Raw genomic sequence first — 26146 nt, forward strand, 5'->3', positions numbered from 1 at the left:
TGGGCGAGTCCTTCGGCGAGGCGGTCCTGGCGGGCGCGGATGTCGTCCTGGCCGGGGTAGTTGGTGCCGTCGGCGAACCAGAGTTTGAGGTCGCGGGAGCCGGTGGCGTCCATGATGTCGACGCATTCCAGGAGGTGGTCGATCGCCTTGCGGCGGATCGCGGGGTCGGCGTGGCAGATGCTGCCGAGCTTGTAGTCGTCGTCCTGGAAGGTGTTGGAGTTGATCGCACCGAGCTTCAGGCCGCGCTCCTCGGCGTGCTTGGCCAGCGCGGCGTAGTCGTCGACCTTGTCCCACGGGATGTGCAGCGCGACGGTCGGCGCGACGCCCGTGACGGCGTGCACCTGGGCGGCGTCGTCCAGCTTCTCCTGCGGAGTGCGGGGAACGCCCTGCTGCGCGAACACCTTGAACCGGGTCCCCGAGTTCCCGTACGCCCACGACGGCGTCTCGACTGCCTGGGTTTTGAGCGCGGCCTTCACCGCGGCGAGCTCGGTCACTTCAGGGCTCCTGTGACGTCTGGCCGTAACGGCTTCTGTATGAATCGATTCAGTAGCCGAAGCTAGGAGTCGCCCGTGGGTGTGTCAAGCGTTCCGGCAAAGGCTCTCGTCCGTAGCCTGACCGTGACCTCTGGCTCTCGAAGGCATCTCGAAAACTTTTCGCGGCGGACCCATTGACGTGACATGGCCTGCATGCCTAACGTCCCGGCAACCCAGTTGAAACCTTTCACGACGCCGTGAAGCTCTCGTCGGCGTCGTCGAGGAGCCCCTCATGACCCACCCGTCCGACACGGGTCCGGCCCCTGTGCTGGCGCTCGAGGACGTCTCGAAGTCCTTCGGCGCGGTACGTGCCCTGCGGGACGTCTCCCTGGAGCTGTTCCCCGGTGAAGTGCACGCCCTCGCGGGCGAGAACGGCGCGGGCAAGTCGACCCTCATCAAGACGCTCGCCGGGGTGCACCGGCCGGACGCCGGCCGGGTGCTGCTCGACGGTCAGCCCGTCGTCTTCAACGGTCCCGGCGACGCCCGCGACGCCGGCATCGCCGTGATCTACCAGGAGCCCACGCTCTTCCCCGACCTGTCGATCGCCGAGAACATCTTCATGGGCCGCCAGCCCCGGCGCGCGCTCGGCCGCATCGACCACAAGGCCACGCACAACGCGACCCTGGCCCTGATGAAGCGTCTCGGCGTCGAACTCGACCCCGACCGCCCCGCCCGCGGCCTGTCGATCGCCGACCAGCAGATCGTCGAGATCGCCAAGGCCCTCTCCTTCGACGCCCGCGTCCTGATCATGGACGAGCCGACCGCCGCCCTCACCGGCAGCGAGGTGGCCCGCCTGTTCGGAGTCGTGCGCACCCTGCGCGAGCAGGGCGCCGCCGTCCTGTTCATCTCGCACCGGCTGGAGGAGATCTTCGAGATCTGCCAGCGGGTGACCACCCTGCGCGACGGCGCCTGGATCGCCAGCGAGCCCGTGGCCGGCATGACCGAGGACGACCTCGTCCGCCGCATGGTGGGCCGGGACCTCGACGAGCTCTACCCCAAGCAGGACGTCGAGCCCGGCGAGGTCGCCCTGAGCGTCCGCCGGCTGACCCGCGAGGGCGTGTTCACCGACGTCTCCTTCGAGGTGCGGCGCGGTGAGATCGTCGGTCTCGCGGGACTCGTCGGCGCCGGCCGCACCGAGGTGGCGCGAGCCGTCTTCGGCGTCGACCGCTGGGACGCCGGCGATGTCGAGGTGGACGGTCGGGCGCTGACCAACGGCGCCCCGTCCACCGCGATGGCGGCCGGGCTCGCCCTGGTCCCCGAGGACCGGCGCGCACAGGGCCTGGTGATGGACATGTCCATCGAGCGCAACATCGGCCTCACCGGACTGCGCACCACCGTCCGGGCGGGCCTGGTGGACCGCCGCGCCGAGCGCAGCCGCTCCCTGGACTGGGCGGTCAAGCTCCAGGTGAAGTACGCCCGGATCGCCGACGCCGTCTCCACCCTGTCGGGCGGCAACCAGCAGAAGGTCGTCCTCGCCAAGTGGCTCGCCACCGGCCCCAAGGTGCTGATCGTCGACGAGCCGACCCGCGGCATCGACGTCGGCACCAAGGCAGAGGTGCACCGGCTGCTGTCGCAGCTGGCCGCCGACGGCGTCGCCGTACTGATGATCTCCTCCGACCTGCCCGAGATCCTCGGCATGGCCGACCGCGTGCTGGTGATGCACGAGGGCCGGCTGACCGCAGAGATCCCGCGCGCCGAAGCCACCGAGGAAACCGTGATGGCCGCAGCCACCGGGAGGGCAGCCGCATGACGGTCGTCACTCCCAACGAAGCCCCCGTCGCCGACGTGCCCAGGTCCAGCGGCACCCGGCTGGTCGACCGCGTGTTCAAGATGCGCGAACTGGCCATCCTGGTCGTCTTCCTGGCGATGATCGCCGTCACCCAGACGGGCAACAGCGAGTTCCTGTCCGAGCAGGGCATCAAGGACCTCCTGCTGAACGCGACCATCCTGGTCCTCGTCGCCACCGGCCAGTCCCTGGTCGTCATCACCCGCAACGTCGACCTGTCGGTCGGCTCCACCCTCGGCGTCACCGCCTTCGCCGCCGGTGACTACCTGCACGGCGGCGGCAACCCCGTGGTGGCTGTCGTGCTGGCCGCGCTGCTCGGCGTCGGCTGCGGACTGCTCAACGGCCTGCTCGTCAGCCTCGGCCAGGTGCCCGCGCTCGTCGTCACCCTCGGCACGCTCTACATCATCCGCGGCGTCGACTCCATCTGGGTCGGCTCCCGCCAGATCACCGCGGCCGACCTGCCCGGCTCCTTCGTGGACTTCGGCTCCGGCGGCATCTCCGCGGTGCCCTGGCTGGCCATGATCGCGCTGGCGGTGCTGGTGGCCACGGCGTACTACCTCAAGCACTTCGGCAGCGGCCGCGAGCTGTACGCGCTCGGCTCCAACCCGGAGGCCGCCCGTCTGGCCGGTATCCCCGTCCGCAAGCGGATCCTGGCCGCCTACACCTTCTGCGGTGGCCTCGCCGGTCTCGCCGGCGCCATGTACCTGGCCCGCTTCGGCAACGTCGACTCCGGGACCGGCAGCGGCTACGAACTCACCGTCGTCAGCGCGGTGGTGGTCGGCGGCGTCGTCTTCACCGGCGGCTCCGGCAGCGTCTACGGCGCGGCGCTCGGCGCCCTGCTGCTGACCTCGATCAACAGCGTGCTGCCCGCCCTCGGCGTCAGCTCCGTCTGGGTGCTCGCCATCAACGGCATCCTGCTCATCCTCGCCATCGCGGTCGACCGGATCGTCGCGCTGCGCGTGGCCACCGCCCTGAAGAAGAGGAACGCCCGCCATGCCTGACTCCCTGACGCGCGCGGTCCGCTGGGACACGGTCGTCGGCGCGCTCCTGATCGTCCTGCTGCTGCTGTCCTTCGGCTTCGTCGACGGCTTCGGCAACGCCCTCAACCTGTCCTTCCTCATCGGCAACACCCTGCCGATCGCGCTGATCGCGCTGCCGATGACGCTGCTCGTCGTCGCCGGTGAGATCGACCTGTCCGTCGCCTCCACGGCCGGCCTGTCGGGCGCGGTGATGGGCAAGCTGTGGAACGAGGGCATGTCCATCGAGACGATCATCCCGCTGTGCCTGCTGCTCGGCGTGGTGTGCGGTCTGGTCAACGGCCTGCTCGTGACCCGCCTGGGCCTGCCCTCGCTCGCCGTCACCATCGGCACGCTCGCCGCCTACCGGGGCATCGCGCAGATCATCCTCGGCTCGAACGCGGTGACCGACTTCCCCACCCAGTACCTCGACTTCGCGGCCGGACGCATCGGCGACACCTTCGTCCCGCAGGCGCTCCTGCCCTTCCTGGTACTGCTGGTGATCGCCGTGATCGCCCTGCACGCCACGCCGTTCGGCCGGTCGCTGTTCGCCATCGGCGCCAGCGAGGAGGCCGCGCGCTTCGCCGGCATCCGCGTCCGGCGGCAGAAGCTGATCCTGTTCACGGTGACCGGCCTGATGGCCTCCCTCACCGGCATCTTCTGGGCGCTGCACTACGCCAGCGCCCGCTACGACAACGCCACCGGGCTCGAACTGTCCGTCGTCGCCGCCGTCCTGCTCGGCGGGATCGACTTCGACGGCGGCAAGGGAACGCTCGGCGGCGCCATCGCGGGAGTCTTCCTGCTCGGCTCACTGCAGAACGTGATGAGCCTGTCCAACGTATCCGCCCAGTCGCAGACCGTCGTCACCGGCGTGCTGCTCGTCGTCTCGGTGCTCGGCCCCCGGGTCGCGCGCCAGATCTCCGTCGCGAGGGCGGGCCGCAGAGCCGCCGCCTCGACCACGACGTCGTAACCCCCGCTCACCCTCGTAAAGGAACCTCATCCATGCGCAAGTCGTCGATCCGCCGTACCTGTGCGGCCCTCGCCGCCGTCACCTCCCTCGCCCTGGCCGCCACCGCCTGCGGCGGCACCACCAAGAACGACGTCAAGGACGACACCGGTTCCGCCGCCAGCGCCGGCAAGGCGAACCCGAACGCCGCCCTCAAGAAGGGCCTGACCGTCGGCTTCCTGCCCAAGCAGGTCAACAACCCGTACTTCACCTCCGCCGACAAGGGCGGCGAGAAGGCGCTGACGGAACTGGGCGAGAAGTACAAGGAGGTCGGCCCGGCCAGCGCCACCGACACCAGCGGCCAGGTCAGCTACGTCAACACGCTCACCCAGCAGCAGGTGAACGCGATGGCCGTCTCCGCGCAGGACCCGGGCGCCCTGTGCACCGCCCTGAAGCAGGCCATGAGCAACGGCATCAAGGTCGTCACCTACGACTCCGACACCAAGCCCGACTGCCGCAACGCCTTCGTGTCGCAGGCGTCCGCCGAGGACCTGGGCCGTACCGAGGTGCAGCTGCTGGCCGAGCAGATCGGCTACAAGGGCGAGATAGCGATCCTCTCCGCCGCGCAGACGGCGACGAACCAGAACACCTGGATCGGCTACATGAAGGACGAGCTGAAGGACCCCAAGTACAAGAACATCAAGCTCGTCAAGATCGCTTACGGCAACGACGACGCCCAGCAGTCCTTCCAGCAGACCCAGGGCCTGCTCCAGCAGTACCCGAACCTGAAGGGGATCATCTCCCCGACCACCGTCGGCATCAAGGCCGCCGCCCAGTACCTGTCCGGCTCCAAGTACAAGGGCAAGGTCAAGCTGACCGGCCTCGGCACCCCCAACGACATGCGCAAGTACGTCAAGAACGGCACCGTCGACGCCTTCGAGCTGTGGGACCCGGCGAAGCTCGGCGACCTCGCCGCCCGCACCGCGGTCGCGCTGGTCTCCGGCCAGATCACCGGCAAGGAGGGTGAGACCTTCAAGGCCGGCGACACCGAGTACACCATCGGCAAGGACGGCGTGATCAACCTCGGCAAGCCGACCGTGTTCGACGCCAAGAACATCGACCAGTTCAACTTCTGACAGTCCAAGGGGTGTTGATGCAGCGCGTGTGCTTCCTGCTGAAGGTCCGGGCGGACCGCCTCGACGAGTACCGCGAGCGGCACGCCGCCGTGTGGCCGGAGATGCTCGACGCTCTCAGCCGGACCGGCTGGCACAACTACTCGCTCTTCCTGCGTGAGGACGGCCTGCTCGTCGGCTACCTGGAGACCGAGGACTTCGCCGCCGCCCAGGCCGGCATGGAGGCCACCGACGTCAACGCCCGCTGGCAGGCGGAGATGGCGCCGTTCTTCGAATCGCTGGACGGCGCCAGACCCGACGAGGCGATGAAACCCCTCACCGAGGTCTTCCACCTCGCCTGATCCGAAAGTCCCGCTCGAAAGTTCTCCTCGTAACTCCCGTTAGAAAGTCGAAAGTCCCGCTCGGAAATCCCGCTCGGAAATCCTGCTCGGAAATCCTGCTCGAAAGTCCTGCTCCGAAGTCCTGACCCCCCTCTCAGGAGCCGCAGTCATGAGAAGACGTACCGTGCTCGCGTCCGCCGTCCTGGCCGCGATGACCGCACCGGGCATCGCACGGGCCGCATCCCCGGGCCCCTCGGTGACCAAGAAGGGCAGCACCCTGCTCGACGCCACGGCCGTCTACTTCGTCTCCTACGACGGGCTGGTCAACAACAACTCGTTCCAGAAGAACGGCCTGTTGACCTACCAGGGCTACCAGTACGCCGCCTGGTACACCGCCGGCCGCGACGCCGTCGTCGCGCGCCGCGCGGTGGCCGGCACGACCTGGTCGACCGTCACGCTGCCCCACCGGCTCAAGAGCGACGACTCCCACAACGTCATCTCCATGGGCGTCTCCCGGGCCGACGGCCGACTGCACCTGAACATGGACTCGCACAGCGACGGCTTCTTCTACGTGAAGTCGGCGGCCGGTCTGCTCGACAGTCCCGCGACCACCGCCTGGACCGCGTCCGCCTTCGGCGCCGTGCAGACCACGCTGGACGGTCTGGCGCTCACCTCCCAGTTCACCTATCCACAGTTCATCGCCACGCCCGAGGGCCGGCTGCAGCTCAGCTACCGGGCGGGAGTCTCCGGCAACGGCCGCAACGCCCTCGCCGAGTACGACGGTTCACGCTGGACCGCGCTGGGGGAGTGGAGCGCCTCCACCGGCACCTACACCAGCGCGCACGGCTCCAGCACCGCCCGCAACATGTACCTGCACGGCATCGACTACGACACGGCCGGCCGCCTGCACGCCTTCTTCACCTGGCGCGAGCAGAACGCCGCCGTGATGTGCAGCGGAGGCGGCATCACCAACCACGACACCGGCTACGTGTACTCCACCGACCGCGGCCGCACCTGGCGCAACGACGCCGGAGCACTCGTCGCCGCCACCGGCACCTCCGACACCGTCTCCGTCACCGACGGCGGACTGGTCGTCGACCCCCTGAACCCCGACCACTCCCTGATGAACCAGGAGAGCCAGACGACCGACTCCGCCGGGCTCCCGCACGCGATCATCAGCTACGTCCCCGGCCGCTTCGGCCAGTGCACCACCGACTACGTCGCCGACCGCACCGCCCACGGCCGCGCCTTCCACCTCCGCAAGAACGCCTCCGGCAGCTGGCAGAAGACCGAGATCCCGGTCCCGCTGAACTCCAGCCAGCGCACCAAGCTGGTCCTGGACCGGTACGACAACGCCTACGCGATCCTCCCCTACGGCCGGATCGCGGGCGCGTCGAAGTCCTCCGGGTACACCGACTGGGCGCTGCTGTACGACGGCGCCGGGCTGAACGCCTTCGGCGAGGTCGTCGTCGACGAGACGCGGGTGAGGCAGGACGGCGTCCTGTCGTTCATGTACCAGGAGAAGTCGAGCGGCACCACGCCCTCGGCGCTCCACGTCGTCGACTTCGCCCTGCCCGCGTGACCGGGGCTGACGTGCGCGGCGTTGACGGTAGTGTGAGGGCCTTCCCGCCCTCCCACGCTTCTGAGGAGGTCCCTGCCTGATGGCCCAGTCGGTGGGTATCAAGGACGTCGCCCGCGCCGCCGGAGTCTCCGTCGGCACGGTCTCGAACGTCATCAACCGTCCGGACACGGTCGCCGCCGAGACCCGGGCGCGCGTCCTGTCCGCGATAGACCGGCTCGGCTACGTCCGCAGCGAGTCCGCGCGGCAGCTGCGCGCGGGCCGCAGCCGGATCATGGGACTGCTCGTCCTGGACATGGGCAACCCGTTCTTCGTCGACGTGGCGCGCGGAGCCGAGCGCGCCGCCCGCGAGGCCGGGCTCGGCGTCATGGTCTGCAACAGCGCCCAGAGCGCCGGCGAGGAGGCGGAGTACCTCTCCCTCTTCGCCGAACAGCGGGTGCGCGGCGTGCTGCTGACGCCCGCCGACGCCACCGGCCGGAACATCGAGACCTTCCGGCGGCACAACATCCCCTTCGTCCTCGTCGACCGGGTCGCCGAGGGCGCCACCGAGTGCTCGGTCAGCGTCGACGACGTGGCCGGCGGCGCGCTGGCCGTACGCCATCTCATCGATGCCGGGCACCGCTCCATCGCGTACGTCAGCGGCCCGCCCGGCCTCAACCAGGTGCGCGACCGCCGCACCGGCGCACTCAACGCCCTGGCCGAGGCCGGCCTCGGCCCCGAGTGCCTGCGCGAACTGCCCACCGAACGCCTCGACGTCGCCGCCGGCCGTGACGCCGGCGCCCGCCTGCTCGGCCTCGCCGACCGCCCGACCGCCGTGTTCTGCGCCAACGACCTGCTCGCCCTCGGCGTCCTGCAGGCCATGTACGCGGCCGGCATAAAGGTTCCCGACGACCTCGCCATCGTCGGCTACGACGACATCGAGTTCGCCGCCGCCGCGGCCGTCCCGCTCACCTCCGTGCGGCAGCCCGCCGTCACCATGGGCGCGATGGCCGCGGAACTGCTGCTGGAGGAGACCGAGGCGGACGGCAGACGGCACGAGCACCGGCGCGTGGTGCTCCAGCCGGAGCTGGTCGTCAGGCGCTCCAGCCTGTCCGCCCGCTGAACGGGTGCTCGCCACGATGTCATGATCCCGGGTGGTGGTGGCCGGACGGGCATGTGCTGGACTGGGACACGGTCCGCCATCCGTCCGTCCCGGGAGACCCGTTGACCGTCACGTACCGCCAGCCCGGCGTCGTCCTGACCGACCGCCACTTCACCGTGCCCCTCGACCACGACGACCCGGCGGGAGAGACGATCGAGCTCTACGCCCGCGAGGTCGTCGCGAGCGACCAGGCGCACCGGGAACTGCCCTGGCTGGTCTACCTGCAAGGCGGCCCGGGCTTCGGGGCGAACCGTTTCGTCGGGAAGCAGGCGTGGCTCGGGCGCGCGCTGCAGGAGTACCGGGTGCTGCTGCTCGACCAGCGCGGCACCGGCCACTCCACGCCCGCCAACCGCCAGACGCTCCCGCTGCGCGGCGGGCCCGCCGCGCAGGCCGACTACCTCGCCCTCTTCCGCGCCGACGCGATCGTCCGCGACTGCGAGGCGATCCGCGCCGAGGTCACCGGCGGGGCCCCCTGGACCGTCCTCGGCCAGAGCTTCGGCGGATTCTGCACGGTCAGCTACCTCTCCCACGCGCCCGAGGGCCTGACCGCCGCCCTGATCACGGGCGGCCTGCCGTCCCTCGACGCGCACGCCGACGACGTCTACCGCGCCGCCTACCCCCGCATCGAACGCAAGGTCACCGCCCACTACGCCCGCTACCCGCAGGACGTCGAACGCGCCCGCCGCATCGCCGACCACCTCCTCACCCACGAGGTGACCCTGCCGAACGGCTACCGGCTCACCGTCGAGGCGTTCCAGTCCCTCGGCATCCTCCTCGGCGGCGGCGAGGGCAGCCACCGCCTGCACTACCTGCTGGAGCACGCCTTCGTCCGCACCCCGAGCGGCACCGCGCTGTCCGACGCCTTCCAGGAAGAGGCCCAGGGCCTGCTGTCGTATGCGGGCCACCCCCTGTACGCCCTCGTCCACGAGGCGATCTACGGCCAGGACGACCGCCCCACCGCCTGGTCCGCCGAGCGGGTGCGGGCCGAGTTCCCGCAGTTCGACGCGGCCAAGGCCCTCTCGGGCGACGATCCGCTGCTGTTCACCGGCGAGTCGGTCCACCCCTGGACGTTCGACTGCGACCCGGCGCTGCGCCCGCTGCGCGAGACCGCCGACCTCCTCGCCGCCCGCACCGACTGGCGCCCCCTGTACGACCCGGCCCGCCTCGCCGTCAACGACGTCCCGGTCGCGGCGGCCGTCTACCACGACGACATGTACGTCGACACGGCCCACTCGCTGCGCACCGCCCGCGCCGTCCGGGGCCTGCGCACCTGGGTGACGGACGAGTTCGAGCACGACGGCGTGCGGGCCGGGGGCCCGCGGGTGTTGGACCGCCTGCTCGCGCTCGCCCGTGACGAGGTGTGAGCCGACGGGCGGCCGGGATTAGTCTGCGGGCATGACGGAGCCGGAGAACACGCCCCTGCAGCCCATGCCGACCGACTGGCGGCGCGCGCTGGCCGTGGTGGCCCACCCCGACGACCTCGAGTACGGGTGTGCCGCCGCGATCGCCGCCTGGACCGACGAGGGCCGCGAGGTCGCCTACGTGCTGGCGACCCGCGGCGAGGCCGGCATCGACTCGCTGGACCCGGAGACGTGCGGCCCGCTGCGCGAGCGGGAGCAGCGCGCGAGCGCCGCGGTGGTCGGCGTGTCGTCGGTGGAGTTCCTCGGCCATCGGGACGGTGTGATCGAGTACGGCCTCGCGCTGCGACGCGACATCGCCGCCGCGATCCGCCGGCACCGGCCCGAGCTGGTGATCACGCTCAACCACCGCGACACCTGGGGAGGCGTCGCCTGGAACACCCCGGACCACGTCGCCGTCGGACGCGCCACCCTGGACGCGGCCGCGGACGCCGGCAACCGGTGGATCTTCCCCGAACTCACCCGGCAGGGCCTGCCGCCGTGGAACGGCGTCCGCTGGGTCGCCGTCGCCGGTTCCGCCTCGCCCACGCACGCCGTGGAGGCGTCGCCCGGCCTGGAGCGGGCGGTGGCGTCGCTGCTCGAACACCGCACCTACATAGAGGCCTTGACCGACGAGGACCCCGAGACGTACGCCCGTGACTTCCTGACCGGGCACGCCGCGGCGGCGGGGGAGAAGTTCGGCGGCAGGCCGGCCGTGGCGTTCGAACTGTTCGCCCGCTAGCGGTCGCGGCGGCCGCAGGGCAGGCCCTGGCCCGTCGTCGGCAGCCCGGACCAGGTCAGGCGGCCACGGCGGCCGGCGGCCGGTGCGGTCCGCCCGGCCGGTGTGGTCCGCCCGGCCGGTGTGGCTCCACCACCCGTCCGTCCGGGAGGAGCTCACCGGTGTCGTCGAAGACCACGGTGCCGTTGCACAGCAGGCTCCAGCCCTGTTCGGGGTGGGCGGAGACGACCGCGGCGGTGTGGCGGCCGGGACTGTCCGCGGTGGGGCACGTCGGCGGGTGGCTGCACATGCTCTGTCTCCTCGATGCGTCGGGCTCCCGCCGGAAAGGGGCTCGTACCTGTGATGTCCGAGCTTGTCTTCCGCCGTATGAGGAGGCCCTCCGAACGGTGGGGATCCGTCGGTGAGGTGGCTGTTCCTCGTGGCCGGGGGCGGGCGCGCCGCTGGATAGGGTGGGCGGCATGCGAGATCGAACGCCGGAACCGTCCGGCCTGCGCGGTGACTGCGGGCGCTGTTTCGGGTTGTGCTGCGTCGCCCTGCCCTTCGCCGCCTCCGCGGACTTCGCGGTCGACAAGGAGGCCGGGCGTCCCTGTTCGCACCTGCGCGAGGACCACCGCTGCGGCATCCACGCCCGGCTGCGGCAGGAGGGCTTCACCGGCTGCACGGTCTACGACTGCTTCGGCGCCGGGCAGAAGGTCTCGCAGGTCACCTTCGCCGGGCAGGACTGGCGCACGGGGTCGCGCGAGCACGCCCGGCGCATGTTCGAGGTCTTCCCGGTCGTCCGGCAACTGCACGAACTGCTGTGGTACCTCACCGAGGCGCTCACCCTGCCCGCCGCCCGCCCGGTCCACGCCGAGCTGCGCCGGATGCTCGACGGCACCGAGCGGCTCACTCGCCGCGGTCCGGAGGAACTGGCGGAGCTGGACGTCGCCGCGCATCGGCGGGAGGTCGACGTGCTGCTGCTCAGGGCCAGCGAACTGGTGCGGGCCGGCACCCGCGGCCGTCGCAAGGACCGCCGCGGCGCGGACCTCATCGGCGCCCGCCTCAAGGGCGCCGACCTGCGCGGCGCGAACCTGCGCGGCGCCTACCTGATAGCCGCCGACCTGACCGGAGCCGACCTGCGCGGCGCGGATCTGATCGGCGCCGACCTGCGCGACACCGACCTCACGGACGCCGACCTGACCGGCGCCTTCTTCCTCACCCAGCCGCAGCTCGACGCGGCCCGCGGCGGCGCCGGCACCCGGCTGCCGGAGTCAGTCGCCCGCCCCGCGCACTGGACAGCGCGGCGCTGACGGCAGGTCCTGGGCGCCCGGCGCCGGCGGGGCCGGCCGGACCGGGGCGTCGGCCGCGCGCCGCTCCAGGTGCAGCCGCAGCCCGTCCGGCATCAGCGTGAGCCGCTCGGTCACCCGCAGCCGGTAGGCCGGGTCGGGGACGAGCAGGTAGCGGCGCAACAGCAGACCGAGCACCAGCGTGGCCTCGTGCAGCGCGAACTGCCGGCCGATGCACGCCCGCGCACCCGTGCCGAACGGCTTGAAGACGTGCGGGGGCCTGGACCGTACGGCCTTCGGGTCGAAGCGGTCCGGGTCGAACCGTTCGGCGTCCGGGCCCCAGGCCGCCGGGTCCCGGTGCAGCATCGGCGTGAGGATCAGCGCCCACGCTCCACGGCGCATCGGATGGACGCCGTCCAGCACCGTGTCGCACCGCGCCTCCCGGGCGAACGCCGGCGCCGTCGGCCACAGCCGCAGCGCCTCGTCCAGCACCCGGCGCACGTACCGCAGCTTGGCCACCTGTTCGTAGCCGGGCACCGCCGTGTCACCCCAGACGGCGTCCACCTCGGCGCGGGCGCGGGCCGCGACCTCGGGATGGCGGGAGAGGTAGTGCAGGGCGAAGGACAGCGCGCCCGACGTCGTCTCGTGGCCGGCCACCAGGAAGGTGATGACCTGGCGGCGCACGTTCCGGTCCGACAGCCGCTCCCCGGTCTCGGGGTGGGCCGTGTCCAGCATCCGGTCCAGCAGGTCCCCGTCCCCGCTCGACGCGCGGCGGGCCCGGACGAGTTCGTCGACGGTGTGGTCGAGGAGGGCGATGTCGGCCTCGTTGCGCCGGGCCGCGCGCCGCAGCAGGCGCGGGAAGGGCACGGTGTTCAGGCGCTGGGCGTGGCTGAGCGCGCCCACCATCGCGGTCAGGAAGGGATGCGGCCGGGCGCGCTCGAAGGAGCCGAAGTCGTGCCCGAAGCCGGTGCGCGCGATGGTCTCCAGCGTCAGCTTGGTCATGTCGCCGGGCACGTCCACCGCCCGGCCCGCCGCCAGTTCGCGGTCCCAGTGGTCGGTGAGCCGGCCGGCCACGTCCAGCATCATCGGGTGGTAGGCCGCCATCGCCTCCCGGCTGAAGCCCGGCGCGAGGACGTCGTGGGCCAGCTGCCAGTTCGGCTCGTGGTTGTACGCGGTGAACAGCCCGTCCCCGGCGACCGGCCGCAGATTGGCGACGCCCAGGCCGACGTGCTTGGCGAACCGCGACTCGTCCGCCATGTCGGCCACGAGACCGGCACCCCACACGAACACGAACTCCCGGCCGAAGGCCGCCAGCCGGAAGACCGGCCCCAACTGCCGGCCGCGCCGCACGGCGTTCTGCAGGGGCGCGCTCCCGCTGGCGCCCAGCACGTCGCCGAGCAGCGGCAGCCGGTACGGCGGACGCGGGATCCGGTGCAGCTCGGGCCAGCCCTGCTCCGCGCTGCGGAAGCCCCGGGGGAGGTCGGCCCCGGTCCCGGTCGCGGCCCCGGCCGTCGTCTCCGCCATGACGCGATCTCCCTTGCTGCAGCGGCATGCCGAGCGTGTTGTACGTGGGTTCAATAGCGCGTCCCAGTCTGGTCCGGCTGTTGAACCGGCGTCAAGTAAGGTGCGGACATGGCCGCGAACCAGGGCGAGCGCGCGCGTCGCCGGCTCACCACCGAGGAACGCCGGGAACAGCTGCTGGCGGTGGGGGCGCGGCTGTTCTCGGAGAGCCCGTACGACGACGTGTGGATCGAGCAGGTCGCCGAGATCGCCGGCGTCTCGCGGGGGCTGCTCTACCACTACTTCCCGACCAAACGGGACTTCTTCGCGGCGGTCGTGGAGCGCGAGAGCGAGCGGATGCTGCGCATGACCGCGGCCGTCCCCGGGGTTCCGGCACGTGACCAGCTCGCGGCGGGCCTGGACACCTTCCTCGAGTACGTCGAGGCGCACGCGCACGGCTTCCGCGCCTTCCACCGCGCGGACGCGGCCGGGGACCAGGCCGTGCGCAGGGTCTACCAGCGGTCACTGGCCGCGCAGGAACGGCAGATCCTCGCCGCGCTGGCGGAGGACCCCGAGCTGGGGCCGGTCGCGCAGGCCCGCCCCGACCTGCGGCTCGCCGTCCGGGGCTGGCTGGCGTTCACCACAGCCGTCTGCCTGGAGTGGCTGCGCGGCTCGGACCTGACCCGGCAACAGGTCCGCGACCTGTGCGCGCGGGCGCTGCTGGGCGTCCTCGCACCCTGAACGGAGAACGCCTACAGCGGCAGTGCGCAGACGGCGACGGGCGACGCGAACGGCCGCCCGGCCAGGCGCAGTTCGCCGGTGCCGGCGTCCACGTGGAAGACGCTGACCGTACCGGACCGCTGGTTCGCCGCGAACAGCAGCGTCCCGTCCGGCGAGAAGGCGATCTGCCGCGGGAACTCGCCGGCCACCGGCACCGTGCCCAGCAGACGCAGCCGCGCGCCGTCGGCCTCCACCGCGTAGCGCGCGATGCTGTCGTGGCCGCGGTTGGCCAGATAGGCGTACGCGCCGTCGGACGTCACCAGGATCTGCGCCGGGTAGTTGGCGCCCGCGCCCGACCCCGTGGACTGCGGCTCGCCGATCGTCAGACGGCCGTCTGCCCGGTCGTAGGCGCAGACCGTGACCGTGTCGTCGACCTCGTTGGCCAGGTAGGCGTACCGGCCACCAGGGTGGAAGGTCAGGTGGCGCGGCCCGGCGCCGGGCCGGGTCCGCGCCCGCGCCGCCTCCGTGAGCCGGCCGGTGCGCGGGTCCAGCCGGTAGCTGTAGACGGTGTCGGTGCCCAGGTCGACGGCGAGCACATGGCCGCCGTCCGGGCTCGTGACGACCTGGTGGGCGTGCGGCCCCCGCTGACCGGGGCCGGGCGCCGGGCTGGAGTGCGTCACCAGGTCGGTGCGCTCGCCGAGCGCGCCGGAGGCGCCGACCGGATGCACGGCGACGCTGCCGGAGGCGTAGTTCGCGCTCAGCAGCCAGTTGCCGCTCGGATGCACGGAGAGGTGGCAGGGGCCGGCCCCGCCGGTGCTCCGGCTGCCCAGGATCCGGCGGTCGGCGAGGCGTACGGCGGTCACCGCGCCGTCCGCGCGCTCGTCGACCGCGTACAGCGTCCGGCCGTCCGGGTGCACGGCGAGGTACGACGGATCCGGGACGCCGGTGAGGGTCCCGGTCCCGGTGATCGCGCCGGTCGCGGGATCGTAGACCGCCAGGCCGATGCCCTTGCCGCCGCCGTCGACGGAGGTGTAGGTGCCGAGGTAGAGCGGGCGCGGGCCGGAGGGCTCGCGTGCCGGCCGCCGTTCGGAGGGCCGGTCGGCGGTCGGCGGCCCGGCCGCGTCCGGGGCCGACGGGGTGCTCCCCGCGGATGCGGGTGCGGGTGCCCGTGCGGGCGCGGGTGCGGGGAGTGCCGTCGCCGCGGCCGCTCCGGCGAGAACGCCGACGAGACGGCGCCTGCTCCAGCCGCCGCCCGCCGCTCGTGTCCCACTGCCCATCGTTCACCTCAGGTGATCGGTCGCCCCGGTCGTGACAGCCACCTTCGCCCGGACCACCCGGCCCACGCAAACAACAGCCCTCCGCGCGTGCCGCTGTGAGCACACGGCTTCGCTGCCGCGGGCGCCGTGTGCGGGCCTGCTCGCGGGCGTCGGCGCGGGCGGCCTGCCGTGGGGCTGGGCCGTGGGCTCCGTGGTGAGGTGTCGGCGCGCAGACGGCGGTTTTTCGCCTGCCGCTGTGAGCAGGGCGTTTGGCGCCGCGGGCGCCGTGTGCGGGTGGTGCTGTCGGTGGTCCCGAGGCGTAGGCATCGCCGATGTGGCTCAGCGCGCCGACTTGTGCGTCTTACGGCGGAGCTGGGTCGTGGGCTCCGCCGTGAGGCGTCGGTGCGCAGACAGCGTTCCGCTGCGTGCCGCTGTGAGCACGCGGCTTCGCTGCCGCGGGCGCCGTGTGCGGGCCTGCTCGCGGGCGTCGGCGCGGGCGGCCTGCCGTGGGGCTGGGCTGTGGGCTCCGTGGTGAGGTGTCGGCGCGCAGACGGCGGTTTTTCGCGTGCCGCTGTGAGCAGGGCGTTTGGCGCCGCGGGCGCCGTGTGCGGGTGGTGCTGTCGGTGGTCCCGAGGCGTAGGCATCGCCGATGTGGCTCAGCGCGCCGACTTGTGCGTCTTACGGCGGAGCTGGGTCGTGGGCTCCGCCGTGAGGCGTCGGTGCGCAGACAGCGTTCCGCTGCGAGCAGGCTGCTTCGCCGCCGCGCGCGCCGTGCGCGGGCCTGCTCGCGGGCGCCGGCGCGGGCGGCCGACCGCGGGGCCGGGCCGTGGGCTTCGCCGTGAGGTGTGGGCGTGTGGCCGCTCGGCGTGGCTCGGCCCGAGGTCCGTGAGGGGGCTACCAGTCGCCGTCCTCGACCGGCTTGCCCGGCGCGTCGCCGAGGGGCTGCACCTGGTGCGGGGAGGGGGCCTGCCAGGGCTCGTGGTCGTCCCCGATCCAGTCGCCCACCGGCTTGACCGCCTGCAGCGTGTCCGTCGGGGCGAGGTCCGCCGCGTCCTGGTCGTAGTAGTCGAACCAGGGCAGGCCCGCCCGGGTGTACGCCGCGCGGTCCACCGGCGACGGCGGCGGGGCCTCTCCGGTGATGCGGCGCCACTCCGGCGGCGTGACCAGATGCACGAACACCCGCCCGGCGGGCTCCTCGGCCCAGTCCCGCAGCGGCCGGTCGTCCCGGTAGACCTCCTGGCGCATCGAACCGCCGACGCCCAGCCCCATCGCCGCCGCGGCGCGCGGGGCACCCGCCATGGCGGGCGCCGGCATCGCGCCCGGCGCGGCCGGGGCGGCCATCGGCATCGCCGCGCCGAAGCCGCCCGACGCCGACGGCGGCATCATGGCCCGCGCCTGCTCGGCCCGCCGCCGCTGCTCCGCCCGCCACTCGGCCAGCTTCCCCTCCTTCAGCGCGAAGGACTGCAGCTGCACACCGCCCCACACCTCCTCGCCGGTCACCTGACCCTCGACGGTCGCGCCCACGCCCAGCGGCACCGCCACGAACTGGCGGACGGTGCCCTTGCCGGAGTTGATGCCGTCCAGCCACGGCTGGCGCGGCAGCACCAGATAGTTCTGCGGCTCACGCACCAGCCGGTCGCTCCAGGGCCTGCCCGAGACCGCGCACACCTTGCCCACGCCGACCTGCAGCGCGGCCGGCTCCGTCGTACCCGAGAAGCTCAGCCACATCGCCTCGCGCAGATACACCGGGAGCATCACACCGCCCCGCGCGCGCCACTGCTCGGGCACCGTGTCCGCGTAGTCCGCCACCCGCCGGACCGGGAACTCGCCCAGCCCCGGCGGCAGCGGATGGGTGCCAGTCTCCGGCAGGCGCAGCGTGCGCACGAAGCGCACCGCCACACCGCCCGGCAGCCGCAGGGTGTTCCCGTCGATCCGCACCGTGCTGTCCGTCATGCGCCGCCCCTCGTCTCCGGTGACCTCGTCACCTGGGACGGCGCGCGGCGGCAGAGCGGTTCCTGCGCAGCCGCTCCCCGATCCGCAGGCTTTCCCGCACCCGGCTGAGCCGCGGCAGGCGGGCGCGCTGCTCGCGGGTCGCACGGTCCAGCTCCTCCAGCAGCCTGCGTGAACGGTGCTCGGTGTCCATCTCGTCCAGGATGCGGTTGACCTCGGTCAGCACGGCACCGTGCAGCTGCCACTGGCCCGCGTCGCGCTGGACCTCCGCCAGCAGCAGCTGGGCCAGTTCGTCGCGGGTGGCCGCCGCTTGGCGCAGCTCGGCGGTGAGCCGTTCCTCCGCGGACTCGGCGCTCGCGCTGACGTCGGTGGTGACGAGCACTGCGAAGCTGACCACCGCGTCGGCGATCTCGGACAGCAGTTCCTGCACGGCGGCTCCCGTGCGGGGCGAGAACAGCGGATCGGGATCGCGCTCCTTGGCGAGGTCGGTGAAGGTGCGCGCCAACACCCGCAGCACCACCGTGCAGATCTCCAGCGTGTCCAGACCGGTCCGCAGCACCACCCGGTGCAGCACGCCCTCGCGCACCCGCGGATTGAGCCGCAGACTGTCCTCGGCCTGCCGCAGGGCGGCGTCCACGTCGGCGATGTCGTGGTCCAGCCGGCGTGCCTCGTACAGCCGCTCGGTCACCCGTTCGACGGGGGTGCGGCCCGCGGCCTCCTCGCCCATCCGGAGCATCAGCCGCCGCACCCGCCGCGCCAGGCCCTCGATCGACTCACCCGCCTCGTCCACCCACACCGGCGGTGCGAGCAGCAGATTGCAGCCGAGCCCGACGACCGCGCCGATCAGGGTCTCCACCACCCGGGCCCAGGCCGTGTTGCCGACGGTCGTGACCCCGAGCACCAGCATCGCGCTGATCGCCACCTCGGGTACGTACTCGTCGACCCGCACCAGGTGCCCCACGGCCAGCGAGGCCACGATCAGCAGGGCGAGACTCCACCAGGTCAGGCCCACCAGCAGACTGAAGGCGATGGCGACGAGCACCCCGGCGACCACCGCGTTGACCCGGCGGATGCCGTTGGTGAGCGTGGCGTACAGCGTGACCTGGACGACCAGCAGCGCGGTCAGCGGCGCTGTCAGCGGGGCGGGCTCGGGACTCAGACGGAGCGCGACGACGTATGCGATCGACGCCGCGGCCGCCGACCGCAGCGCCTGGACGACCGCGGGGTCCCGGCGCCGCTTAGCGAAGCGCACCAGGGCCGCCGTCAGCTCACGTACCTCACCCATCCTTGGCCTCTTCCCCGTCCACGGATGGCTTGAATCAGTCCTCCACGCGCCTTGTCACGCGCACGTGTCGCAGCGGCCGGCTGCGGGACCGGTGGCGGGCGGCCCACCCCGCACGGCCGTCAGGCGCAGAGCTTGTCGAGGAAGGCGGACAGGTTGTCCCTGGTGCGGGCGATCTGTTCCTCCAGGGTGAGGCTCTCCTCGAAGCGGGCGCCGCTGTCCGGGACCTTCTTGCCCCGCACGTAGAGGGAGCAGGCGAGGTCCGTGCACATGTACACACCGACGGAGTTGCCCTCGCGCCCCGCCGCGCCCGCCTTCCGGGCCGTCATCAGCGAGACGCCGCCGCCCGGGTGGGTGGTCAGGCACAGCGAACACATGCTGCGGTGCAGAAAACCCCGCTGCGAGGGCGGGTAACGCAGTGTGAGGCCGACGAGCCGGCCCTCGCGCTCGGTGACCAGATAACTGCGATCGGGCGCGCCCGGATCCCGCCAGCCCAGGAAGTCCAGGTCGGCCCAGGGGCGTCGGTCCAGGTCGCGGGGGACCGCCACGCGCTTGGCCTCGCCCTTGGAGCAGTTGACGAACGAGGTGCGGATCTCCTGCTCGGTGAGTGATCGCACGGGGAAGCCTCCTGGTCTCGATGCGCCTCGACGCAAACCTAGGGGTCCTAGGTTCCGGCCAAGGGTAGGCAGGCTGAGGAGGTGGAGGCCACCGGATTTCCGGGGCGCCGCACGCCTCTTCATTCACAGCGTGAACTAAGGGGTGGGCGAAAATCGCGCCAGGCTCGGGCCAAGGGTATGTTGCGGGTCGGGCAAGGTTCGAAAGGAGCCACATGGCGGGGCGGAACGGGCGCACGGTACGCGATCTCAGGCGGGCCAACCGGACAGCCGTGCTGCAACGGCTCTACTTCGACGGCCCCCTCAGCCGCTTCGAGCTGGGCCCGGCCACCGGCCTCAGCTCCGGCTCGGTCAGCAACGTGGTCGCGGACCTCGTCGCCGACGGTCTGGTCGAGGAGGCCGGCAGCGTCGACTCCGACGGCGGCCGCCCGCGCACCCTGCTGCGCGTCGCGCCGGGCAGCGGCCACATGATCGGCGTCGACGTCGGCGAGACGCGCGTGCGCATCGAACTGTTCGACCTCACCCTCACCGAACTCGCCCGGGCCGAGCGCCCCCTCACCCAGCGGCGCTACGAGGTTGAGGTCATCGTCGGCCACATCCGCGACGGCATCGCCGAGGTACTCGACACCGCCGGCATCGCCCCGGAGCGGCTCCTCGGCGTCGGCATCGGCGTCCCCGGCATCGTCGAGCACACCGCCGACCGCGGCGCCGTGGTGCACGGGCAGACCATCGGCTGGGACGCCGTCCCGCTGGAGAGCCTGCTGCGCGCGGGCTCCCCGCTCCCGGACAGCGTGCGGTACTTCATCGACAACGGCGCCCAGACGCTCGGCCAGGCCGAGATGTGGTTCGGCGGCGGACGCGGCGCGCGCAACGCCGTAGTCGTGCTGTTCGGCTCCGGCGTCGGCGCCTGCCTGGTCACGCCCGAGGTGGAACAGGGCCGCGCGGTGGAGTGGGGGCATCTGACCGTACGGGTCAGGGGGCGCCGCTGCCGCTGCGGCGCGCTCGGCTGCCTGGAGGCCTACGCGGGCGCCGAGTCGCTGCTGGACCGGTGGCGCGAGGAGGGCGGACGTCCGCCGCAGGGCGCCGACGAGGAGACCGCGCTGACCGCGATGCTGACGGCCGCCTATCCGCCCGAGGGCACCGCGGCCGACCCGGTCGCCCTCGCGGTCCTGGAGGAGACCGCCGAGTACCTGGGAGCCGGCCTGTCCGACCTGATCAACCTCTTCCAGCCCGAGCGCATCCTCATCGGCGGCTGGGCCGGCCTCCAGCTCGGCTCCCGGTTCCTGCCCGCCGTGCGACGCTACGCGGCCTCCTACGCGCTGCGCCACCCGGCCGAGAAGGTCACCATCGACCTCGGCCGGCTCGGGCCGGACGCGGTGACCGTGGGCGCCGCGATCCTGCCCCTCGCGGACTTCTTCACGCGCGGCGGCCGCCGCCCCGAGCCCGCCCCCGAGGGCCCGGCCCCCGCCTGGCACACGGCACTGCGGGAGCGCGCGCCGCAGTGAGCTGTGGGTGTTCGTGACGTACCTGACCGGCATCCTGTCGATGAACATCAAGCATCCGGGGGCCGCGCCCGGTCACCAGTTCCCGACGTGGATTCCCGACTGCCAGGAGCACCGTTGTCCCCCACACCATCCTCCGCTTTCACCCGCGCCGGGCCGGCGGCGACCCTCCTGCTGCCGGCCGTCTTCCTGGGCGCATGCTCCGTCATCGGCGGCGACAGCGGCTGCCGCGACACGGAAGCCGAACTCAAGCGGCTGGCCGCACAGCCACTGCTCGCCGCGGCGCCCGCCCGCGCCGCGGCACCCGCCAACTACCGCAGCGTGGGCGTGAGCACCGCATGCGACGGCGACAGCCCCGGAGAGCCCTGGCTGCACGCGGACCGTCTGTACGCCTTCCCCGGCAAGCCCGCCGACGTCATCGCCCACCACACCGAGGCAGCCGCCGCGGCAGGCTGGCAAATCGAGCACGACCCGGACCCCGGGGCGGCGTCCGTCACCGTGGCAGGTGCCTGCTGGACCAAGACCGAAAAGGACCGGCACCTGCTGCTCGACGTGGACTTCAACACCGGTGGCTGGTCGCCCGCACCCGAGGTGGGCAAGGGAATCGCCTACGCGGTGTCGGTCGGCAGCACGGCGGACGCCGGTGGCGGTGAAGAGGCCACCTGCAAGCGGTGAGCCTCCGGTCGCGCAACGGTGGGCCGGTCAGGGGGGCCGGCCCACCCCTGGCCGGCCCGGGCACCCCGGACCCCGCGCACACCAGACCGCCCGGCCTGCGCCTTTCACGATGCACACGGCTCAGTGATGTTTCACCGGTCACCGGCGGAGGTACTCGCCGGGCGCCCGACGACACGAAAGGGGTGTGCCGTGGCCGACCGGCGAAGCACAGGGCAGGACGGCGAACCCGTTCCGCGGGACATGCCGGACCAGCTGGCACGTGAGGGCGAGGACCCGTGGGAGGTGGCACCCGGTGCCTCCGACGACCAGAAGTCCGCCGCCGACCTCCCGGACACCGACGAGGCGGGAACGGGCCGTCAGGACGGCCCGCGCTCGGCGACCGTCCACGAGGAGCACCCCACTCCGGACGAGCCCACGGCCTGACCGGCGTCCGCAGGGGCTATCCGCGCGGCGTCCGCACCGGTGCCTGCCCGGTAGCCCGGCTTCGGAGGGCACGCCCGGTGGGGGCGAGGCTTCGGGGCCGGGGCTTCAGGGCCTGGGCCGGGGCGGTCGGTTCTGGGGTCAGCTTGCCTTGCGGGCCCGGAGTGGCTCCGTAGGGGCGCCCTCGCCGTGTTGCAGACCCTGCAGAAGCTCCTCCAGCACCTCGCTCGCCGTGCGCTCCGGATGCCACCCCAGCTCGGCATGCGCCGTGCAGTCCATCAGCGGCAGCCGCAGCACCGCGTCGAAAAGACGGGGCGAGGCCGGCAGCAGATGCAGGCCCCACGCGGCGGCGATCGCCGAGCGGGCCGCGGCGCGCGGCAGCCGGACCGGGCGCGAGCCGAGCATCTCGGCCAGCAGCTCCGCGCCGACCGGGGGCTCGGCGGCCAGGTTGAAGGCGCCCCGCGCGTCCGAGCCCAGCGCCAGCACGTACGCCTTGGCCGCGTCGTCGGTGTGCAGCGCCTGTACCCGCAGCCCGGGGACGTCGGGCAGGAAGGGCAGCAGCGCGGGACGTCAGCGGACCCGGCAGGAACTTGCCGCCGAAGATGCGGCGCTGCTCGCTCGCCGACTCCCGCCTGAAGAGGAACGCGGGCCGCATCCGGACCACCCGCACCTCGGGACGGTCCCGCTCGAACGTGTCCAGGGCGCGCTCCAGGTACGCCTTCTCCCCGGCAGTAGCGGCGTCCGGCCAGCCGTGCGTCGGCCACGACTCGTCCACCGCGTGGTCCTTGGGCCCCGGCGAGTACGCGCCGGCCGAGGACGCGTGCACCAGCGTCGGCACGCCGGCCTCCGCCACCGCGTCGAACACGCGGAGGGAGCCGAGGACGTTCGGGCGCCAGGTCGTCGCCGGATCGTGCGTCGGCTGGAACGCCCACGCCAGGTGCACCACCGCGTCGGCTCCCGCGAACTCCCCGACCAGGTCCGCCCGTTCGGAGGCCAGGTCGACGGCCGACCATTGCGTCCTCGGCGGCGACCAGTCGGGGATCCGCCGGGCCAGTCCCCGCACGGACTCCGTCCCCGGGTCCTCCGAGAGGAGACGCACCACGCTGGTGCCGACGTTGCCCGTGGCGCCCGTGACGACGATCCTGCTGCCCGCTGCGCTGCTCACCTTCGGCTCCCTTCGGCTGTTCCCCCGGTCCTGCGGTGACGGGGGGCGTGCCGAGTACCCGGCCGGGAGGGACGCACGCGGGCGGCCAGGCGGCCTGTCCCGCCCGCCGCGGGCGGACGGAAAGGGCCCCGACCGGACGGGGGGATCACGGTCGGGGCCGACAAAGGGTGGGCACGCACGGCGGTCGCCTCTCGGCGAAAGGCTCCACAGGGCTTCAGCCGAACGATCGTCCCTGTGGGCGGATGGTGAGGCCCGGGGACACTGTCCCGTCCGCACCCACGATCCCTTCAACGGGGGAGCCCCGCCGGGTGTTCCCCGGCTTGTCCCCGCTTGCGGTGATCTGCGTCACCTGTGCCTGTCCGCCGGGTCAGGCCAGCGGGCTGTCCTTCACCCGGGCCAGCAGGTCGGCGACGTCGTCGTAGACGGCCTCCGCTCCCGCCTCCCGCAGGGCGTGGCGCGGGATGCCTCCGGACAGGACGCCGAGGCAGCGCACGCCGGCGCGGCGTCCGGCCTGCATGTCCCACACGGTGTCGCCGACGAAGACGGCCCGTTCGGCGGGCACCCCGGCCAGCTCCAGGGCGTGTTCGACGGGCTCGGGCGCCGGTTTGCCCTGTTCGACGTCGTCGGCGCCGGCCATGGCGGTGATCGCGTCGTCGGCGTCGATCGCGCGGCGCAGCGCGGACAGTTCCGGACCGCTCGCCGAGGTCGCCAGGACCACCTTCCAGCCGTTGTGGTGCAGGTGCCGCAGCAGCCGGCCGGCGTCCCGCAGCGGCGGCAGCCGGTCGTAGTACTGCCCGTACAGCACCTTGTGCGCGGCACTGAGCCGCGCTTCCTGCTCCTCATCGCGTTCGTCGCGTTCGTCGCGTTCGTCGCGTACGTCGCCGAGCAGCCGGGCGACGAGGTCCGCCGAGCTCAGTCCCACGGACCGGTGGACGGCGTGCATGGACACCCCGTGCCCCGCCTGGCGGAACGCCTCCCACCAGGTCACCACGTGCAGATGGTTGGTGTCGACGAGCGTCCCGTCGATGTCGAACACGGCTGCCCGCTCCATGCCGCTCCCTTCCTCGGTGGGCGCACGAGTACCACGTCAGGGGCCCGGCACTCCCGTCACGGGACCGGCACTCCCGAGGGCGTGCGCCCCTCCCGCGTCCAGGCCAGCAGCTCCTTCGCGGTCCAGGTGGTGACCACCCGCTCCGCCGGCACCCCGCACTCCTCGGCCCGCTCGCAGCCGAGGATCTGCCAGTCCAGCTGGCCGGGCGCGTGGGCGTCGGTGTCGACGGAGAACAGCACGCCCGCGTCCACGGCCCGGCGCAGCAGCCGCCGGGGCGGATCCAGCCGTTCGGGCCGGCTGTTGATCTCCACGGCCGTGCCGCTGTCCGCGCACGCGGCGAACACCTCGTCGGCGTCGAACTGCGACTCCGGCCGCCCCCGTCCGGTGACCAGCCTTCCGGTGCAGTGGCCGAGGACGTCGGCGTGCTCGTCGCGCACAGCCCGCACCAGGCGGCGGGTCATGGCGCGGGCGTCCATGCGCAGCTTGGAGTGCGCCGACACCACCACCACGTCGAGCCGCTCCAGCAGTTCCGGCTCCTGGTCCAGCGAGCCGTCCTCGAGGATGTCGCACTCGATCCCGGTGAGCAGCCGGAACGGCGCCCACGTCGCGTTCAGCCGCGCGACCACGTCCAGCTGCTCGCGCAGCCGCTCGGCCGACAGCCCGCGCGCCACGGTCAGCCGCGGCGAGTGGTCGGTGAGGGCCGCCCACTCGTGCCCGAGCGCCGCCGCGGTCCGGCCCATCTCCTCGATCGGGCTGCCGCCGTCCGACCAGTCCGAGTGCAGATGGCAGTCCCCGCGCAGCAGCGCCCGCAGCCGCGTGCCGCCCCCGCCGCGGGGCGCCTCGGCATCGGCCTCGTCCTCCAGCTTCCGCAGATAGCCGGGCACCTGCCCGGCCAGCGCCTCCCGCACCACCTGCGCGGTCTTCGGGCCGACGCCCCTGAGCGACTCCAGCGAGCCGCTCGCGGCCCGTTCGCGCACCTCGTCGCCGGGCAGCGACGTCAGCACGCGGGCCGCGGTGCGGAAGGCGCGCACCCGGTACGTCGGCGCCAGGGAGCGCTCCAGCAGGAAGGCGATCCGCTCCAGTGCCTCGACGGGGTCCATCGTCACCTTCTTCCTCGCGGTCCTCCTCCAGGGTTCCCCAGCGGCGCCGGGCCTGCACGGTTTGCCTGCCGTCCGCCCGGGTACTGCGATGCCTCGCCACCTGCCGCGATCCCGAGGAGGCCGTGATGACCGACCCCGTCCGCAGCAAGGCCGCCGTGATCACCGGCGCCGACTCGGGGATCGGCCGGGCCACGGCGGTGCGCCTGGCCCGGGCCGGGATGGACGTCGGCATCACCTGGCACAGCGACCGCGAGGGAGGGCGGAGGAGACGGCGCGGGAGGTGCGCGCCCATGGGCGGCGGGCCGCGGTGGCCCGCGCGGACCTGCCCCGGCTGCCGGCCGCCGCGGACGTCGTCGACGAGCTGTGCGACCGGCTCGGCCGCGTCGACGTCCTGGTCGACAACGCCGGTACGGGCACCATGACGCCGTTCCTCGGCCTGGCGCTCGACGACGTGCGCGAGGTGCTGGAGGTGGACCTGATCGGTCCCTTCCTGGGCGGGCAGAAGGCGGCCCGGCACATGATCCGGCAGGGCGACGGCGGCCTGATCGTCAACGTCACCTCCGTGCACGAGCACCAGCCGCGGGTGAGCGCCGCGCCGTACTGCGCGGCCAAGGGCGGACTCGGCCTGCTCGCCCAGGTGATGGCGCTCGAACTCGCCGAGCACGGCATCACCGTCAACGCCGTGGCGTGCGGCGAGATCGCCACGCCGATGACCGGCCAGGAGGACACCGACGTGCGTACCGAACACCGCCCCGGCGTGCCGCTCGGGCGGCCCGGGGACGCCCGCGAGGTCGCCGCCGTCATCACGTTCCTCGCCGGGCCCGAGGCGTCGTATGTCACCGGCACCGGCGCGTCCTGGACCGTGGACGGCGGCATGCTGCGGACGGGACCGCAGGCCGGCTCGCATCTGACCAGCGACGACTGGCGCCGTCCGGGAGACCTTCGGGCGCCCTTCGGGCGATCTTCGGGCGGCCATCGGAAGACCGCGCACGGGTTCCCGCGACCCTCGCCCCGTGTTCGCCCGGCCGGGCGAACACGGGGACCTCGGGTGTCCGG

Annotated in this window: 22 protein-coding genes and 3 pseudogenes; 15 read left to right on the forward strand and 10 right to left on the reverse strand. The window is 72.9% G+C overall.

The features are described from left to right. Window positions 1-494: pseudogene (locus AB0G63_RS36230) on the reverse strand (rhamnose isomerase); the annotation flags it as partial. A gap of 271 nt (window positions 495-765) precedes the next feature. Here AB0G63_RS36230 and AB0G63_RS36235 point away from each other — a divergent pair. From AB0G63_RS36235 to AB0G63_RS36275, 9 genes are all read left to right on the forward strand, one after another. Continuing rightward, the gene (locus tag AB0G63_RS36235; protein WP_360759211.1) at window positions 766-2283 is read left to right on the forward strand and encodes a sugar ABC transporter ATP-binding protein; all 1518 of its coding nucleotides are present in this window, start codon (window positions 766-768) and stop codon (window positions 2281-2283) included. Next, window positions 2280-3320, forward strand: coding sequence for an ABC transporter permease (locus AB0G63_RS36240; RefSeq protein ID WP_360759213.1), 1041 nt, complete (start codon window positions 2280-2282; stop codon window positions 3318-3320). The genes AB0G63_RS36235 and AB0G63_RS36240 overlap by 4 nt, the downstream gene beginning before the upstream one ends. Next, a complete protein-coding gene (locus AB0G63_RS36245) occupies window positions 3313-4305 on the forward strand; it encodes an ABC transporter permease (RefSeq protein ID WP_360759215.1) in 993 nt (330 codons plus the stop codon). Before AB0G63_RS36240 ends, AB0G63_RS36245 begins: the two co-directional genes overlap by 8 nt. A gap of 32 nt (window positions 4306-4337) precedes the next feature. Then, window positions 4338-5417, forward strand: a complete 1080-nt coding sequence (gene rhaS, locus AB0G63_RS36250; RefSeq protein ID WP_360759217.1) for a rhamnose ABC transporter substrate-binding protein — start codon at window positions 4338-4340, stop codon at window positions 5415-5417. A gap of 17 nt (window positions 5418-5434) precedes the next feature. Beyond that, complete coding sequence (locus AB0G63_RS36255) at window positions 5435-5755, forward strand: L-rhamnose mutarotase (RefSeq protein WP_360759219.1); 321 nt, start codon at window positions 5435-5437, stop codon at window positions 5753-5755. Between the two features lie 148 nt (window positions 5756-5903). Further along, on the forward strand, window positions 5904-7316 hold the full coding sequence (locus tag AB0G63_RS36260; RefSeq protein WP_360759221.1) for a BNR repeat-containing protein: 1413 nt from the start codon (window positions 5904-5906) through the stop codon (window positions 7314-7316). 79 nt (window positions 7317-7395) lie between these two features. Continuing rightward, entirely contained in the window at window positions 7396-8415 is a 1020-nt protein-coding gene (locus AB0G63_RS36265; RefSeq protein WP_360759223.1) for a LacI family DNA-binding transcriptional regulator, read from the forward strand. 101 nt (window positions 8416-8516) lie between these two features. Next, window positions 8517-9818, forward strand: a complete 1302-nt coding sequence (locus tag AB0G63_RS36270; RefSeq protein ID WP_360759225.1) for an alpha/beta fold hydrolase — start codon at window positions 8517-8519, stop codon at window positions 9816-9818. Between the two features lie 31 nt (window positions 9819-9849). Next, complete coding sequence (locus AB0G63_RS36275; RefSeq protein WP_360759227.1) at window positions 9850-10593, forward strand: PIG-L deacetylase family protein; 744 nt, start codon at window positions 9850-9852, stop codon at window positions 10591-10593. A 55-nt stretch (window positions 10594-10648) separates the two neighbouring features. On the opposite strand, the gene AB0G63_RS36280 is transcribed toward AB0G63_RS36275, so the two are convergent. Then, window positions 10649-10879, reverse strand: a complete 231-nt coding sequence (locus AB0G63_RS36280; RefSeq protein WP_360759229.1) for a DUF5999 family protein — start codon at window positions 10877-10879, stop codon at window positions 10649-10651. 169 nt (window positions 10880-11048) lie between these two features. Between AB0G63_RS36280 and AB0G63_RS36285 the strand changes: the two genes are divergently transcribed. Then, window positions 11049-11879, forward strand: coding sequence for a pentapeptide repeat-containing protein (locus tag AB0G63_RS36285; protein WP_360759231.1), 831 nt, complete (start codon window positions 11049-11051; stop codon window positions 11877-11879). Here AB0G63_RS36285 and AB0G63_RS36290 read toward each other — a convergent pair. Next, window positions 11841-13379 (reverse strand): cytochrome P450, encoded by a 1539-nt coding sequence (locus tag AB0G63_RS36290; RefSeq protein ID WP_360759233.1) that lies wholly within the window; start codon window positions 13377-13379, stop codon window positions 11841-11843. The genes AB0G63_RS36285 and AB0G63_RS36290 overlap by 39 nt on opposite strands. A gap of 108 nt (window positions 13380-13487) precedes the next feature. On the opposite strand from AB0G63_RS36290, the gene AB0G63_RS36295 reads away from it, so the two are divergent. Further along, a complete protein-coding gene (locus AB0G63_RS36295) occupies window positions 13488-14096 on the forward strand; it encodes a TetR family transcriptional regulator (protein ID WP_360759234.1) in 609 nt (202 codons plus the stop codon). Between the two features lie 11 nt (window positions 14097-14107). On the opposite strand, the gene AB0G63_RS36300 is transcribed toward AB0G63_RS36295, so the two are convergent. From AB0G63_RS36300 to AB0G63_RS36315, 4 genes are all read right to left on the reverse strand, one after another. Then, window positions 14108-15352: a lactonase family protein gene (locus AB0G63_RS36300; RefSeq protein ID WP_360759236.1), complete on the reverse strand. Its 1245-nt coding sequence runs from the start codon at window positions 15350-15352 to the stop codon at window positions 14108-14110. Window positions 15353-16225: 873 nt separating this feature from the next. After that, entirely contained in the window at window positions 16226-17284 is a 1059-nt protein-coding gene (locus tag AB0G63_RS36305) for a hypothetical protein (RefSeq protein ID WP_360759238.1), read from the reverse strand. Window positions 17285-17312: 28 nt separating this feature from the next. Then, window positions 17313-18566, reverse strand: a complete 1254-nt coding sequence (locus AB0G63_RS36310; protein ID WP_360759240.1) for an FUSC family protein — start codon at window positions 18564-18566, stop codon at window positions 17313-17315. A 119-nt stretch (window positions 18567-18685) separates the two neighbouring features. Then, window positions 18686-19180 (reverse strand): FBP domain-containing protein, encoded by a 495-nt coding sequence (locus AB0G63_RS36315; protein WP_360759242.1) that lies wholly within the window; start codon window positions 19178-19180, stop codon window positions 18686-18688. A 212-nt stretch (window positions 19181-19392) separates the two neighbouring features. Between AB0G63_RS36315 and AB0G63_RS36320 the strand changes: the two genes are divergently transcribed. The 3 genes from AB0G63_RS36320 (at window position 19393) to AB0G63_RS36330 (ending at window position 21777) form a co-directional block, all read left to right on the forward strand. Then, the gene (locus AB0G63_RS36320; RefSeq protein WP_360759244.1) at window positions 19393-20682 is read left to right on the forward strand and encodes an ROK family transcriptional regulator; all 1290 of its coding nucleotides are present in this window, start codon (window positions 19393-19395) and stop codon (window positions 20680-20682) included. 114 nt (window positions 20683-20796) lie between these two features. Beyond that, the gene (locus tag AB0G63_RS36325; protein WP_360759246.1) at window positions 20797-21354 is read left to right on the forward strand and encodes a hypothetical protein; all 558 of its coding nucleotides are present in this window, start codon (window positions 20797-20799) and stop codon (window positions 21352-21354) included. 189 nt (window positions 21355-21543) lie between these two features. Continuing rightward, entirely contained in the window at window positions 21544-21777 is a 234-nt protein-coding gene (locus AB0G63_RS36330; RefSeq protein ID WP_360759248.1) for a hypothetical protein, read from the forward strand. Window positions 21778-21915: 138 nt separating this feature from the next. Here AB0G63_RS36330 and AB0G63_RS36335 read toward each other — a convergent pair. The 3 genes and pseudogenes from AB0G63_RS36335 to AB0G63_RS36345 all read right to left on the reverse strand — a co-directional run bounded on the left by AB0G63_RS36335 (window position 21916) and on the right by AB0G63_RS36345 (window position 25090). Beyond that, window positions 21916-22939: pseudogene (locus AB0G63_RS36335) on the reverse strand (SDR family oxidoreductase). Window positions 22940-23306: 367 nt separating this feature from the next. Beyond that, a complete protein-coding gene (locus tag AB0G63_RS36340) occupies window positions 23307-23990 on the reverse strand; it encodes an HAD family hydrolase (protein WP_360759250.1) in 684 nt (227 codons plus the stop codon). Window positions 23991-24046: 56 nt separating this feature from the next. Next, the gene (locus AB0G63_RS36345; RefSeq protein ID WP_360759252.1) at window positions 24047-25090 is read right to left on the reverse strand and encodes a PHP domain-containing protein; all 1044 of its coding nucleotides are present in this window, start codon (window positions 25088-25090) and stop codon (window positions 24047-24049) included. A 125-nt stretch (window positions 25091-25215) separates the two neighbouring features. Here AB0G63_RS36345 and AB0G63_RS36350 point away from each other — a divergent pair. Further along, a pseudogene (locus AB0G63_RS36350) lies at window positions 25216-26024 on the forward strand (SDR family oxidoreductase); the annotation flags it as partial. Between the last annotated feature and the right edge of the window lie 122 nt (window positions 26025-26146).

This window comes from Streptomyces sp. NPDC020996, from assembly GCF_040641355.1.
Classification (GTDB): Bacteria; Actinomycetota; Actinomycetes; order Streptomycetales; family Streptomycetaceae; genus Streptomyces.

Bases quoted from the DNA above. Each gene is read 5' to 3' on its own strand.
- rhaS (WP_360759217.1), top strand. From the start codon at position 4,338: ATGCGCAAGTCGTCGATCCGCCGTACCTGTGCGGCCCTCGCCGCCGTC.
- AB0G63_RS36260 (WP_360759221.1), top strand. From the start codon at position 5,904: ATGAGAAGACGTACCGTGCTCGCGTCCGCCGTCCTGGCCGCGATGACC.
- AB0G63_RS36345 (WP_360759252.1), bottom strand. From the start codon at position 25,090: ATGGACCCCGTCGAGGCACTGGAGCGGATCGCCTTCCTGCTGGAGCGC.
- AB0G63_RS36300 (WP_360759236.1), bottom strand. From the start codon at position 15,352: ATGGGCAGTGGGACACGAGCGGCGGGCGGCGGCTGGAGCAGGCGCCGT.
- AB0G63_RS36265 (WP_360759223.1), top strand. From the start codon at position 7,396: ATGGCCCAGTCGGTGGGTATCAAGGACGTCGCCCGCGCCGCCGGAGTC.
- AB0G63_RS36340 (WP_360759250.1), bottom strand. From the start codon at position 23,990: ATGGAGCGGGCAGCCGTGTTCGACATCGACGGGACGCTCGTCGACACC.
- AB0G63_RS36320 (WP_360759244.1), top strand. From the start codon at position 19,393: ATGGCGGGGCGGAACGGGCGCACGGTACGCGATCTCAGGCGGGCCAAC.
- AB0G63_RS36275 (WP_360759227.1), top strand. From the start codon at position 9,850: ATGACGGAGCCGGAGAACACGCCCCTGCAGCCCATGCCGACCGACTGG.
- AB0G63_RS36285 (WP_360759231.1), top strand. From the start codon at position 11,049: ATGCGAGATCGAACGCCGGAACCGTCCGGCCTGCGCGGTGACTGCGGG.
- AB0G63_RS36305 (WP_360759238.1), bottom strand. From the start codon at position 17,284: ATGACGGACAGCACGGTGCGGATCGACGGGAACACCCTGCGGCTGCCG.
- AB0G63_RS36245 (WP_360759215.1), top strand. From the start codon at position 3,313: ATGCCTGACTCCCTGACGCGCGCGGTCCGCTGGGACACGGTCGTCGGC.
- AB0G63_RS36235 (WP_360759211.1), top strand. From the start codon at position 766: ATGACCCACCCGTCCGACACGGGTCCGGCCCCTGTGCTGGCGCTCGAG.
- AB0G63_RS36290 (WP_360759233.1), bottom strand. From the start codon at position 13,379: ATGGCGGAGACGACGGCCGGGGCCGCGACCGGGACCGGGGCCGACCTC.
- AB0G63_RS36240 (WP_360759213.1), top strand. From the start codon at position 2,280: ATGACGGTCGTCACTCCCAACGAAGCCCCCGTCGCCGACGTGCCCAGG.
- AB0G63_RS36280 (WP_360759229.1), bottom strand. From the start codon at position 10,879: ATGTGCAGCCACCCGCCGACGTGCCCCACCGCGGACAGTCCCGGCCGC.
- AB0G63_RS36255 (WP_360759219.1), top strand. From the start codon at position 5,435: ATGCAGCGCGTGTGCTTCCTGCTGAAGGTCCGGGCGGACCGCCTCGAC.
- AB0G63_RS36295 (WP_360759234.1), top strand. From the start codon at position 13,488: ATGGCCGCGAACCAGGGCGAGCGCGCGCGTCGCCGGCTCACCACCGAG.
- AB0G63_RS36310 (WP_360759240.1), bottom strand. From the start codon at position 18,566: ATGGGTGAGGTACGTGAGCTGACGGCGGCCCTGGTGCGCTTCGCTAAG.